The following is a 12,842-nucleotide window of genomic DNA, read 5'->3' on the forward strand; positions in this document are numbered from 1 at the left end:
CACAGTCATGACGCTGTGCCGTTTTTTATGATTCACTTTAATTTTGACTGTACGGAGTCCGGCATATCTTCAAACTTGACTTCTTCCCAAGTCTCGACATACTTTCCTTTCGCCTTTACCTTCAAATACGCGTTCTTCCGAAGCTCTTTGCCGGCGAAAAAGGTCACTTCTTCTTTTTTCCCGGATGCATTATATCCGTCTAATGTATATTCAGTACCGCCCGGACTAAGATGTCTGCCATCTCGATCAATCTGAACATAGACATCTTGCTGGTGAATAAACGGATTAAATCTGTCTGTAACATCGTTATGAAAAAAGAGAAGCCCGCATATTACGGCAGCAGCCGCCAAGACGGCCAGGATTGCCATTGCTTTTTTCATCTTTGCACTCCCCTTACTTGTTCATTTTTTTCAAATAGCTTGACCGCACCGCGAGGAAGAATAGAAGCTGAAAAATGAAAAACCCTCCGATGGTGAGACTGAGCGGCCCCGCGACATCAGAATAGCCTTCCACAGCCAATGTTCTCAAGGCAAACAGTGTATGCATGACGGCAATGACAAATGGAAAGAAGAAAAGAATCGCCAATTGTATTGTCACGCTTTGTGCCATTTCACGCTCACTCAGGCCGATTTTGGCCAGTGAACGGTAGCGCTCCCGGTCTTCATCTAAATCAGTGAACAGCCTGAAATATAAGAAACTTGCTGCCGCGACAAAGAATACAATTGCGATAAACAGGCCGATAAATAAACTCAGGCTCGGCAGCTGCACCGTATCATAGTAAGTCCCCGCTTTTGAAGCAAAATCAGAATGCACGTCGATATAATTGCCGTAAATCTCATTTTGCAAGGATTGGCTGATCTCAAGACTGTCTTTCCAATGATCATAGCTGTAGCCGTATAATGACGCTTTATCACCGAGTGATTTCAGCTGATCAAAGGTTTGATCATTCACCGCGATGATAGCATTCAATGAGATCAGCGGTTTTTTGACTTCTTTTACCGACAGTTTTTGATCAGACAGCTCCCCTTTTTGGTTCAGCAGCTTCAGCTGATCCGGCGCTTCGTTTTTGAAATTGCGGTCATACGTTCCCGGGAAATAGACAGCCTCGTCTTCTTTCAGGCCGTTCACTTTGACATGGAAGTATTTTGCCGCATCCGATTCACTGATCATGTAAACAGGGGGAACAGTTTCTCCTTCCTGATAGCGAACATAGGAAACATCTATTTTGTCTTTCTTATACGTAAAGCCGTGTGTTTTCAATTCATGGTCAATATCTTTCAAATGAGTCTGTTCTTTTGGATTGTTGCTGTAAGATAAATACTCCATTTCATAAGCGGACTCTTCCGCTCCGACGGTCGATTTGTACATTGCGAGCACGCCTGTCGCAGTAAACGCAACCGCGGAAATAATGCTGACAATAAAGAACAGGCGGGCGTTGTCTTTTAAACGATAGACAAGGTCAGAAACCCAAATGACGTTTTTCCCGCGCAGATAAAAGGTTTTCCACTTCTTCAGCGCGCGCAGAATCCATATGCTGCTTTGGCTGAAAAAGAAATATGTTCCGATGACGGTGAGCAGTAAAATGATAAACGGTTCGGCCCCGTGGACATTGCCTTTAAGGACCATGCCGTACCCGCCGCACAGACAGGCGATGCCGAATAAGGACAGAAGCACGGACGGCTTAGGCTCCGGTTTAACCTTGCCAGTGCCCTTTATTAATTTGATAACCGTATTTGATCTGACAAAAAGGATCGTAAACTGCGATAAAAAGAAAAATAAGAGCAGAAATCCGCTGGCCGTAATACCGAGCGCTTTCCAAGGCATATACAAAGGCAGCGCGTCCATTTCTAAAATATAAGCGCCGACCGTAAAGAACGTCTTTGAAAAAATGAACCCTCCGATAATGCCGGCTGCAATTGACATGACGCCGATGATCATATTTTCCGCCGTAATGAGCTTTCTCAGCTGCCCCGGCGTGATGCCCTGCATGAGCAGAATGCCGAATTCTTTATTTCTCGATTTCAAAAATGCATTAACCGAATACAGAACAAATAAGAAAGAAAAAACAAAGATCATCCATTCCGCGGCGGTTAAGCCTTTTTTGGCGATGTTATTCAGGTAGCCTTCCTTTAATGCCGGATGAAACAGGAACATCGCAAAGGTAAAGAAAATCAAAACGGAAAAGGCGCTGCTTAAAAAGAATGCAAGATAGGCCCTTTTGTTTCTCGTGACGTTTTTATAAGCGAACTGAAGAAAGGTCATTTGCGTTTCCCCCCAGCATAGACAGCACATCAAGAATTTGTTCATAAAAGACTTGGCGGTTTTCCCCGCGGTAAATCTCATTAAACAATTCGCCGTCTTTTATAAAGATGACGCGGCGGCAGTAGCTTGCCGAAACCGGATCGTGGGTCACCATCAAAGCCGTGACATGATCATCCTGATTCAGGCTCTGCATCGTTTCCATGACGTCTTTTGACGCTTTGGAATCAAGGTTGCCCGTCGGTTCATCGGCCAGGATGAGTGACGGCTTATGAATGACCGCTCTTGCAATGGCGGCACGCTGGCGCTGTCCTCCGGATACTTCAAACGTCCGTTTGTTGAGCAGGTTTTCGATTCCGAGCTTTGCCGCGATGCCTTGCAGTTTTTCTTCCATTACAGACGGTGCTTCTTTTTCAAGCGTTAACGGCAGCATGATATTTTCACCGATTGTCAGCGTGTCCAGAAGGTTGAAATCCTGAAACACAAATCCGAGCTGCTTGCGGCGGAAATGAGCGAGCTTTGTCCGCTTCAGGCGATGCGGGTTTTCTCCGTGAATCAGGATATCTCCTGAATCCGGACGGTCGATCGTTGAAATGATATTCAAAAGCGTTGTTTTTCCGGACCCGGACGGCCCCATCACCGCTGTGAACTCGCCTTCTTCTATTGAAAATGAAATTTGCTTTAAGGCTTGATAAGACACTTGTCCTTTATAGGTTTTATTTATATGTTTGACTTCAAGCATATTCGCCATGAAAATCCTCCTTATGGTTTTATTCTTGTTGATCTGGGCTGCTTTCATGTAGTGCCGGGACGTTCAACATAAAAATCCCCTTGACATAAATCCATGTTATCAAGGGGAAACAAAGCGGGCTATGTTGTTTTCTTAACGCAGCCTTACATTTTTGTAAGAAATGAAAATCGAACTGATGTCCCTTCACCGGGAGACGAGCTGATGTCCACCGTATGATTGAGCTTATCTGTAATTTCTTTGACGAGATGGAGGCCGATTCCCGTAGATTCTTGGAAACGCCGCCCGTTTTCACCGGTGTAATAAGGGTCAAACACCCGCTTGATGTCTTGCGAGGGAATCCCGACACCGTAATCTTTGACTTCAAGCACCGTCCTGTCTTCATCGCGGAAGACATTCAGCTCAAGTCTGTCACTCTTGCCCGCTGAGTACTTGACCGCATTTGTGACCACTTGGCCGATCGCAAATTTGAGCCATTTGGCATCGGTGTAAATCTGATGATCATCGCAAACGTTCATTTTCGGATAAACGCGATATTGAATAAAAAATCGTTTATAGCTTTGAATGACTGATTGGAGAAGCTCGGACAGGGAAACCGCTTCGATTTTAAAATCCCGTTCAAACAGGTCGAGCCTTGAAGAATAAAGAAGCGTCTCCAGCCCGAATTCAATCTGCCGGACTTCTTTTTTGATTTGTTCAAAAACGGGCTCATCCTCTTCTTGAATGATTAAATTAATGACCGACAGCGGCGTCTTTACTTGGTGCACCCATTGATTCATATACGTCACCCGCGCGTCAAGCTTGGCTTCGGTCTCATGGAGCTTCTGGTGCTGCAGCCGGATCAGCTCCATCTGCTTTTCATACAGCTCTGAACAGAACACTGAAGAACCGAGATACGGGATATCCGTCCCTTCCTGCCCCGAGCTGAGCCAATGATACACGCCGCGGTCTTTGTACCAGCGATAGGCAAGATAGCCCGCCAAAATAAGAAGCTGCACGCCCAATATGTAAAACAAGTGAGAAAAAGAATGAAGACCCGCAAACCAGTAATAAAAGAAGACAAACAGCCCTTGAAGGAGAAAAAGCAGAATCAGCACTGCATGAGACCGGAGAAACAGCTTCATGACTGCGCCCTCAGCTGGTAGCCTTCGCCCCGCACCGCTTCAATAGAAACAGGCGCATTCAGCTCCCGCAGTTTTTTTCTGAGCCGCGTGATATACACGTTAAGTGTATTATCATCGATGAATATGTCGGTGTCCCACGTCTTTTCCATGAGACGGTCCCGACTCGTCACCTTTTCTCCCCGCTCAAGCAGCACTTCCAAAAGCTTGCTTTCTTTTTTAGAAAGCTCACTTTTTTCATCCTGAAAACGCAGTTCAAACCGTTCCACAAAGAGCTGAACGCCGGCATATTCAACCACTTTCTCTCCCTGCTTTGCGGCGTACTCCCCGTACGCCCTCCGGATCTGGCTTTTGATTTTCGCAAGCACAATATCATAAGAAAACGGTTTTTCGATATAATCGTCTCCCCCATTTTCAATCGCCATCACCTGATCCATTTCCCCGCTTCTGGCAGAAATAAAGATGATCGGGCTTGTGGAGTGCTGGCGGATCTGCCGGCACCAATAATATCCGTCATATGCCGGCAAATTGATATCAAGCAGCACCACATCGGGCTTTTCCCGCAAAAAGACATCAAGAACAGCTGTAAAATCCGCGGCGACCACTGTTTGATATCCGTATTTTTCAAGGTAATTCTGCAATAGTCCGCGAATGTCTTCACTGTCTTCCACAATCATGATTTTATTCAAACTGAACCACTCCCGTTTCTTACACTGCTGCCATCATCATAATCGTTTTGGGCGTATGGACGCAACACCGCACAAAAAAACCGCCATCTCGGCGGTTTCTGGTCTCTTTAGCCGACCTGCTGCTTAGCTGCTTTACCGGCTGATCCGAACTCTCTCATTTTGCTTCGCACTGTCTCTTCCACGGCTTCAATGCCGGGTGTCAAATAGCCGCGCGGTTCGTACAGATCGCTGTTTTCCTGAAACATGCGGCGTGTTTCGTCTGTCCACGCTACCATACATTCCGTATTGATATTGATCTTCGCGTGGCCGAGCGTGATGGCTTTTTTGATCTGATCCTGCGGAATCCCGGATGCCCCGTGAAGAACGAGGGGAATATCAGTCATGCGGGAGATAGCCTCCATTTCCTTAAATCCGAGATTCGGCTCACCCTGATATTTGCCGTGTACAGAGCCGAGGGCGGCGGCCAGCGCGTCGATATTGGTTTCTTTAACGATCCGCTCACATTCCGTGATATCGGCATAGCGGACCCCGCCGACCAGGCCGTCTTCCATTCCGCCGACCGTGCCGACTTCGGCTTCTACTGACACGCCGTGTTTTGCGGCATAATCGGTGACTTCTTTTGTCATCGCGATATTCTCGTCAATCGGCTGATGGGAGCCGTCAAACATCACTGAGCTGAATCCGGCATCAATGGCCTGTCTGCAGCGTTCCGCACTGCTGCCGTGATCGAGATGAAGCACCACGGGAACGGTAATCGCCATGTCCTCTATTAACGCGCCGACCATGGCGGCAATCGTTTTAAATCCGCCTAAATAGTCGACCAGGCGATCGGAAGCCGCGGCGATGACCGGTGATTGCTCCTTTTGCGCCGCCTGCAAAATCGCCTTCGTCCACTGCAAACCATTGATATTAAACTGGCCGATCGCATACTGCTCCCGCTTTGCATCTTCAAGAAGCTCTTTCATCGATACAAAAGCCATGTCCACCCCTCCTTTATCCATTACATGTTGAAGTATTTTGATACGACGTCCACTGTTGTTTTTTTCGCTGTTTGAATGGCTTCCTCAGCAGTCAGCTTATAGTATTCAGGCCGGAAGAGCTCAACCGATACAACATCAGAGAAGCCGATTTCCTTCAGTGCTGATAAGTGGGCATCTAAGTCAATTGCCCCTTGTCCCGGCCATACACGATCCTCATCTGTTAAAAAGCCAATTGGGAAATCTTCTGTATCATCGATATGATAGATGAAGATTTTCTTTCCGTCCGCCTGCTTTAAGCTCTCAATATTTGAACCCATTGCATGGAAGTGAAAACTGTCAAGGACAAGCCCGACATTGTCACGGTTAACTGTGTTTACGATCTCATACGCCTGTTCAAACGTATTGACCGTACATTGCGGATGGCCGACAAATTCAAGTGCGATTTTTACGCCGTACGGCTCCGCGATATCTGACAGCTCAGTCAGCACTTCTACACTGCTCTTTTTGATCTCTTCTTTTACAATCTTCTGCTCTGTCACAAGCGGAACGGCCACCACATATTTCACACCGAGGGTTTTGCATGTTTCCATCATGCCTTTAAATTCAGTGATGATCTCGTTGTGGCCCTTTTCATCACGGTTGTTGAAGAAAACAAGCGCGTTTAAAGCAAGCGGTTTGATGTGATGGGTTTGAAAATATTCCGCAAGATCTTCCAATGAATGATCTTTTAAGTACTCGGGCAGCTTATCCATTGTGCGGATTTCAATATAATCATAGCCGTGCTTTTCGCATAGTTCTAAATCCTGTTTAAGGTTTGAGTTTTCCAATGTTGTCGCTTCATTAAAACAAAGTTTCATGCCAGACTCCCCCATCTGCGTTTTAGATATGAAGGGAGTTCGGCAGGAAGGCTGTCGCCATATCCCGCCGAACTCCATGCTCAGCTTATGCCAGACCTAATTCTTCTTTCATTTTCTTAAGCATAAATCGGCTTGATTCATCCGCTCTTTCATCGACCCAAGCAAATACGGCATTCGTCGCAATTCCGTCGAACTTCATCTCTCTCAGTTTTCTGAAAATCGTATCAAAATCAACCTCGCCTTGACCAATGTCCAAATGCTGGTGAACCGTTACTTGCGCGTCAGGCGGATTGACGATATAGCGAAGACCATGAGCCGCTTTATGATTATAGGTATCTGCAAATAAAACATGTGTGAGGCGGTCGCCGGCTTCGTCAAACATGGTCTCGATGTCGCCTTTGCCGTCATCATAGAAGAACGTATGCGCAGTCGAGTAGACAAGATTGATCCAATCCTTGTCAAGCGCGCGGATCATATCCATCGCACCTTTGTGCGTTTCGATAAAATCGTATGGGTGGGCTTGAAGATTAAGTTTAATACCTTCTTTTTCAAAGACTGGCAGAAGCTCATCCATGGATTTGATAAATTTTTCTTCACTTGTTAAAGGATCATATTTTGAACCGCTGAATTCGCTGTTCATCAAATCCACTTCAAGTTCAACCGCAATTTCGATTGCCCGTTTCCAATTGCGCACCGCTGCCTGGCGGCGGTCTTCATCGGGTCCCGCCCAGTGGTAAAGCGGAAGAAGCGATGAAAGCTTAACACCTGTATCTCTTAAAAGGCGCTTTAATTGTTTGATCTTTGCTGAATCGACTTTCGGATATTTATAAAACGGGCAAAAATCCTCGCGCGGAGACAATTCGATATATTCATAGCCGAGCTCTGCTGTTTTATAGACCGTTTCCTCTAAAGTTAAATCATCACGATACATGGATGGATCCAATGCTAACTTCATATTTTCACTCCTCTGTTTTTTAGTTTTGAACTGTTGTAAAAGATTGATAGAATTCCGGTTTTTCCTTCAATTCAACCTTTTCCTTTTGTCCAGATTCCTGGGCTTTTACACACGCGTCAGTCGTGACAGCAGCAATATAGCCGTCCCATGCCGTCGGTCCGCTGACCTCGCCTTTCTTTTGAATCGAATCAATAAAGTCTTGGATTTCCACATCATACGCAGCGACAAAGCGTCTCTGCCAATCCATCAAAATATCAGTGCTGAATCTGCCTTCTTTTCTCAAGCTGATGCTTGATGGCTCGGGAAGCTTGATGATGCCGTCTTCTCCGACGATTTCGCATTGAATGTCATAGCCGTATTTACAGTTCACATAGATTTCAGCATTGATGACGATACCGCCTTTTGTTTCAATTACGACGATTTGCGGATCTTTTAAATGCGGCAGCGCGTTTTTCGATTTTTTCGGGTAGATGACTTGAACGGACTCGTAGTCATCGTTGACGAGCCAGTGCAGCACATCAATTTCATGAACAAGCGTGTCGACTACGGCCATATCGGTTGTGTAGTTATCTCCTACAGTCGGGTTGCGGTGCGCGCAGTGAATCATAAGCGGTTCGCCAATCACATGGTTATCGAGTGCTTCCTTCAGCTGTACGTAACCGCTGTCATAACGGCGCATGAAGCCGACTTGAACAAGGCGTTTGCCCATTTTGATTTCTTCTTCGACGATGCGCATGCATCCTTCAGCCGTTGTCGCGAGCGGTTTTTCACAGAACACATATTTCTGGGCTTTAATGGCTTTCAGCACGCTTGACTCATGCGCAGGCCCCCAGCTTGTCACTAAGACAGCGTCTACATTTTCGTCTGCAAGCAGGCTGTCATCATTCGGATAAACCGTCGCGTTTAATTGGTATTGCTCAACGACCTTTTGTGCAGCTTCTTGATTAACATCCGTTACAGCTACGATTTCTGCGCCGGACAGCTTGTTCGTGATGCGGTTAATATGTTCTTTTCCGATTGCTCCAGTTCCAATTACGCCAATACGTAAACTCATTGACAGCCACTCCTTCTGTTGATTACATAATTTTGCTTTCTGTTTCTTGCTTTACTTGGCTCTGAGGAGATCCGTAGAGTTCCTCTTGAATTTGCTCAAGCGACTTGCCAGACGTATTCGGCGCAAAGAGCAGCCCGATGATCATACTGGCCGTCACACATCCGAGAAGAATTGCAGCCATCGTTCCAATGCCGAAATTGGTGATAATCATTGGGACAAACAGACTCCAAATCCCTATTGAAATACGGACAAGGAAAAACATCAGTCCTTGTGCGGAAGCACGATATTGCGTAGGAAAGATTTCGCTGGCCCATAACTGATAGTTCGCTTGCTGCCCGGCTCCGTTATTGATGCCGATCACGACAATAAACAGGAGCAGAATCGGCAGGCCTTCAACTGGCAGCAGAAACAGTGTCCACCCGATCACCGCCATGAAAGCGGCGATTCCAAATACGGTTTTTCTATATTTGTCGGCAAAGGGCATGAAGATCAAAGCGACCCCCAATCCTGTGAAGATAAACAGCCCCATTTGCAAAAGGTTGGCCATGTTGGCAGATACACCGCCGACCTGCTGATAAATGTATGGCATAAAGAAGCCCATGACCCCGGCGGCTAAGTTCCAAACCAAATACACACCCATCAAAAACAGTATGCTTTTTAGATACATAGGCTTGAGCAAATCAAAATACGATGTCTTATTCAATACAGCCGGCTTCTCTGCCTGAGCTTCCTCCGGCTGATTTTTTGTCTGCCAGGCGTCTGATTCCGGAAGCCTGATTCTCAGGATGTACGTAATCAGCGCAATCACAAGCAGATGGGCAAATACGATTTTATTCCCCAAGAGTCCCAAGTCACCGGCCAGTACGGAGAGGAGCAGTACAACGACAGCGCCCGCGGCCCAAGCGACTTGTGCTACGCCGCAATGCCTGGCCCGATTCTTCTTTGGCGCATTTTCCGCAATAATGGTCCATGACGCGGTTATGTCAGCCCCTACTGATAAACCGATAATGATGTAACCGCTTAACAACATGGGGAAATTAACCCCGAACAAAACCAAACAAATCCCTAGTGCATAAACCAGCATACTATTGGTATAAACAGCCTTCCGTCCGACTTTATCAGCCAGAAATCCGCCAAGCAGCGCGCCGACAGCGGCAGAAATCGCATTTGCGCTCAGTGCGCCAAGCAGCCCGATTTGCGTATCGGATAGCTTAAGGTAACTGACCCATAATGATAAACCGGCGGAGCCTGCCACAATTGAACCGGCATCAATATAGTTGGCCAATGCTGCCGCGATTGTCCGTTTATTGAAGGCTGAATCTCCATTGGTATTGCCCATATGTTCATTCCCCATTAAGCCAGATCCAACAACTGCTGATCAATATAGTTTCTCGCAATCAATGCATACTCCAGCGGGTTTGCAACATCGGGGTCTTGTTCAGCTTCAATGACAATCCATCCGGAATAACTGTGCTTCAACAGCAGCTGATATACTTCTCTAAAGTCAATGCAGCCGTCACCGGGAACCGTAAACATGCCTTTTAAAAATGATTGCCGGAACGATTGCCCTTCAAGCCTGCATTGTTCCATGACATTCAGGCGGGCATCCTTAAAGTGCACATGCTTAATGCGGCCGATATGCTTCTCAAGCATCCCCATGTAATCGCCGTCAGAAATATACGCATGGCCTGTATCATAGAGGAGGTGTACATGCGCAGGGTCTGTTCCTGCCATCAGGCGGTCCACTTCTTCCGCTGTTTGGACACCAGTGCCGAGATGATGATGATAGACAAGCTTCAAGCCATGCTGAGCGGCAATTTCGCCAAGGTGATTCAGCCCTTCGCAAAGCCGCTCCCATTCATCATCCGTAAAGTGAGGCTTCTCTGTGAACACGTTTTTCTCCAAGCCTTGCACGCTGTACGTTTGTTCAGAGACAACTGCGACATCCGCGTTTACTTGCTGCAAATACTCACAATGCAGGGTAAATGCCTTTGCCGCTTCACCAAGTCCGTCACGCAAAATAAAACTGCTGAACCATTTTCCTGCAATGCGTAAGTTCCGAAGCTTCAGCTCTTTGTTCAGGATGGCAGGTTCGGGGAAAAAGCCCCCGACCTCCGTGCCTTGAAAACGTGCGACAACGATATCACTTAACAAATGCTGAAGTGTATTTCCCGCTCCAATTTCAGGCATGTCATCATTCCGCCACCCAATGGGAGCGATTCCCCACAGGATTTCATTTTTGCCCATCTATGGTGCCTCCCCTCTAATACTGCTTCGCAGATTCCAGCTTTTTCTCTTTTGCTTCGTATGCCTTCTGAACGCTTTCTTGTTCAGATACCTCTGCCACCCCGACATGCCACCAGCTGTCATAGCCGTCCGTCATTGTTTTAGGCAGCACCTTCATTTCAATTAATGTTGATACATCCTGTTTCTTCGCATCCTCTAACGCCGCTTTTAATTCTTCTACTGTGTTTGCGCGGTAGGTTTTCGCGCCGTATCCCTCAGCGACTTTCGCGTAATCGACATTCAGGATTTGGTTGTCATCTGTGCGGAACTCGCAATAGTAGCTGCCGCTGCCGTGATCCATTTGCAGGTTGTTGATGCATCCGAATCCTGAGTTGTCAAAGAGCAGCACATTGATTTTCTTGTTGTACTGAATCGCCGTGATCAATTCAGAATGAAGCATCAGGAAGCTGCCGTCTCCAACGATTGAATACACTTCTCTGTCAGGGTGGGCCAGTTTAAGACCGAGTGTCCCGGACACTTCATAGCCCATGCAAGAATATCCATACTCCAGGTGATACGTATTCGGAACATTAGAATGCCACAGACGCTGCAAATCTCCTGGGAGTGAGCCTGCTGAACAGATGATGACGCTGTCTTCAGGAATCGTCTCGTTGATTGTCAGCAATGCCGTTGTTTGCGGAAGCTCCGTATTCAACGCGTCAGCATATTCATTCAGGACCTCTTGAGAAAAGTGATTTTTGATTTCCGGATCAAATGCTTCCCGCTTAAACGTCACTTTGCTGAGACGCTCGCGTTCAGCTAGCCATTCGTCCTTCAGCTCCCGGATCGTTGTGCCGAACTCGCTCTCATAGCCTTCAAGCAAGCCGTGCAGTTTGCCAAGCGTCACTTTCGCATCCGCCACCACTTGGAATGCATCAAGTTTATACGCCTGCATTCGGCTGACGTTAATGTTCAAAAACTTCGCTTTATCAAAATCAAAAGCGGTCTTAGAGGATGTCGCAAAATCTGTATACCTTGTGCCGATGCCGATAATCAAATCAGCTTGGCGGGCCGCTTTGTTTGCCGCAAGTGTACCTGTGATGCCCATTCCGCCAAGGTTGTTCGCAAAATCTGCCTCAACAGTAGACTTTCCTGCCTGCGTTTCAACTAACGGAATGTTATAGGCTTCAGAAATGGCAACCAATTCATCGCGCGCACCGGAATATTTTGCGCCTCCGCCGACGAGAATCACAGGTTTTTTGCTAGATTTAATCAGCTCCGCCGCACCTTGAAGCTCGCGCTCGCTCGGCTGCATGCGATCAATATAGTGAACCCGTTTGACGAAGAAACTTTCATCAAAATCGTATGCTTCCCCTTCAACATCCTGAGAAATACAAATCGTTGCCGGACCTGCTTTTGCCGGATCAGTCATGACTTCAAACGCGCGCAGCAAACTGCTCATCAGCTGCTCAGGGCGCGTAATGCGGTCCCAGTATCTCGATACAGGCTTCAATGCATCGTTTGTCGTAATCGCCGCACTGTATTCTTGCTCCATTTGCTGCAGTACAGGGTCTGGCTGTCTTGTCGCAAATGTGTCTGCCGGAATCAAGAGAACTGGGATATTGTTTGCCAATGCAGTGCCGGCTGCCGCCACCAAGTTAGCCGCTCCCGGTCCGACGGATGTAGACACCGCATATATTTTTCTTCTCAGCATTTGCTTGCTGTACGCCATGGCCGCATGCGCCATTCCTTGTTCATTTTTCCCTTGATAGACTTTCAAATGGCCTGCATCCTGCTCAAGCGCTTGCCCGATCCCTAATACGTTTCCATGGCCGAAAATTGTGAAAATCCCTTCGACAAAAGGCTCTTCCTTTCCATCAACATGGATGTACTGCTGGTTTAAGAATTTAATCAGCGCCTGCGCTGTTGTTAAGCGAATTTTCTTGCCCACAA

The 12,842-nt window shown here is 47.0% G+C and carries 12 protein-coding genes; all 12 read right to left on the reverse strand.

Going from position 1 to position 12,842, the window contains the following annotated elements; translation table 11 throughout:
• Window positions 1-32 precede the first annotated feature (32 nt).
• Window positions 33-380: a YxeA family protein gene (locus MKY50_RS20455; RefSeq protein ID WP_003227084.1), complete on the reverse strand. Its 348-nt coding sequence runs from the start codon at window positions 378-380 to the stop codon at window positions 33-35.
• Between the two features lie 13 nt (window positions 381-393).
• On the reverse strand, window positions 394-2,262 hold the full coding sequence (yxdM, locus tag MKY50_RS20460) for an ABC transporter permease YxdM (RefSeq protein ID WP_032722764.1): 1,869 nt from the start codon (window positions 2,260-2,262) through the stop codon (window positions 394-396).
• Window positions 2,237-3,010, reverse strand: coding sequence for an ABC transporter ATP-binding protein YxdL (gene yxdL / locus MKY50_RS20465; RefSeq protein ID WP_131228279.1), 774 nt, complete (start codon window positions 3,008-3,010; stop codon window positions 2,237-2,239). The genes yxdM and yxdL overlap by 26 nt, the downstream gene beginning before the upstream one ends.
• A 143-nt stretch (window positions 3,011-3,153) precedes the next feature.
• Window positions 3,154-4,131, reverse strand: a complete 978-nt coding sequence (gene yxdK, locus MKY50_RS20470; RefSeq protein ID WP_015385109.1) for a two-component system sensor histidine kinase YxdK — start codon at window positions 4,129-4,131, stop codon at window positions 3,154-3,156.
• On the reverse strand, window positions 4,128-4,817 hold the full coding sequence (gene yxdJ / locus MKY50_RS20475; RefSeq protein WP_003243527.1) for a two-component system response regulator YxdJ: 690 nt from the start codon (window positions 4,815-4,817) through the stop codon (window positions 4,128-4,130). The genes yxdK and yxdJ overlap by 4 nt, the downstream gene beginning before the upstream one ends.
• Before the next feature lie 107 nt (window positions 4,818-4,924).
• Window positions 4,925-5,797, reverse strand: a complete 873-nt coding sequence (gene iolJ / locus MKY50_RS20480) for a 6-phospho-5-dehydro-2-deoxy-D-gluconate aldolase (protein WP_339231581.1) — start codon at window positions 5,795-5,797, stop codon at window positions 4,925-4,927.
• Window positions 5,798-5,817: 20 nt separating this feature from the next.
• On the reverse strand, window positions 5,818-6,654 hold the full coding sequence (gene iolI, locus MKY50_RS20485; protein ID WP_341117210.1) for a 2-keto-myo-inositol isomerase: 837 nt from the start codon (window positions 6,652-6,654) through the stop codon (window positions 5,818-5,820).
• A gap of 85 nt (window positions 6,655-6,739) precedes the next feature.
• Window positions 6,740-7,609: a sugar phosphate isomerase/epimerase family protein gene (locus tag MKY50_RS20490; RefSeq protein WP_014481413.1), complete on the reverse strand. Its 870-nt coding sequence runs from the start codon at window positions 7,607-7,609 to the stop codon at window positions 6,740-6,742.
• 19 nt (window positions 7,610-7,628) lie between these two features.
• Entirely contained in the window at window positions 7,629-8,663 is a 1,035-nt protein-coding gene (gene iolG, locus MKY50_RS20495) for a bifunctional inositol 2-dehydrogenase/D-chiro-inositol 1-dehydrogenase (RefSeq protein ID WP_128442019.1), read from the reverse strand.
• Between the two features lie 22 nt (window positions 8,664-8,685).
• Window positions 8,686-10,002 carry a myo-inositol transporter IolF gene (iolF, locus tag MKY50_RS20500; protein ID WP_032676943.1) on the reverse strand — a complete coding sequence of 439 codons (1,317 nt, stop codon included), beginning with the start codon at window positions 10,000-10,002 and terminating at the stop codon, window positions 8,686-8,688.
• Window positions 10,003-10,016: 14 nt separating this feature from the next.
• Window positions 10,017-10,910, reverse strand: a complete 894-nt coding sequence (gene iolE / locus MKY50_RS20505; RefSeq protein WP_064671727.1) for a myo-inosose-2 dehydratase — start codon at window positions 10,908-10,910, stop codon at window positions 10,017-10,019.
• A gap of 16 nt (window positions 10,911-10,926) precedes the next feature.
• Window positions 10,927-12,840, reverse strand: coding sequence for a 3D-(3,5/4)-trihydroxycyclohexane-1,2-dione acylhydrolase (decyclizing) (gene iolD, locus MKY50_RS20510; protein WP_003242642.1), 1,914 nt, complete (start codon window positions 12,838-12,840; stop codon window positions 10,927-10,929).
• Window positions 12,841-12,842 lie beyond the last annotated feature (2 nt).

It is taken from the genome of Bacillus sp. FSL R7-0685, from assembly GCF_038002425.1.
GTDB classification, from domain to species: Bacteria; Bacillota; Bacilli; order Bacillales; family Bacillaceae; genus Bacillus; species Bacillus subtilis.

Bases quoted from the DNA above. Each gene is read 5' to 3' on its own strand.
- MKY50_RS20455 (WP_003227084.1), bottom strand. From the start codon at position 380: ATGAAAAAAGCAATGGCAATCCTGGCCGTCTTGGCGGCTGCTGCCGTA.
- yxdM (WP_032722764.1), bottom strand. From the start codon at position 2,262: ATGACCTTTCTTCAGTTCGCTTATAAAAACGTCACGAGAAACAAAAGG.
- yxdL (WP_131228279.1), bottom strand. From the start codon at position 3,010: ATGGCGAATATGCTTGAAGTCAAACATATAAATAAAACCTATAAAGGA.
- yxdK (WP_015385109.1), bottom strand. From the start codon at position 4,131: ATGAAGCTGTTTCTCCGGTCTCATGCAGTGCTGATTCTGCTTTTTCTC.
- iolJ (WP_339231581.1), bottom strand. From the start codon at position 5,797: ATGGCTTTTGTATCGATGAAAGAGCTTCTTGAAGATGCAAAGCGGGAG.
- iolI (WP_341117210.1), bottom strand. From the start codon at position 6,654: ATGAAACTTTGTTTTAATGAAGCGACAACATTGGAAAACTCAAACCTT.
- MKY50_RS20490 (WP_014481413.1), bottom strand. From the start codon at position 7,609: ATGAAGTTAGCATTGGATCCATCCATGTATCGTGATGATTTAACTTTA.
- iolG (WP_128442019.1), bottom strand. From the start codon at position 8,663: ATGAGTTTACGTATTGGCGTAATTGGAACTGGAGCAATCGGAAAAGAA.
- iolF (WP_032676943.1), bottom strand. From the start codon at position 10,002: ATGGGCAATACCAATGGAGATTCAGCCTTCAATAAACGGACAATCGCG.
- iolE (WP_064671727.1), bottom strand. From the start codon at position 10,910: ATGGGCAAAAATGAAATCCTGTGGGGAATCGCTCCCATTGGGTGGCGG.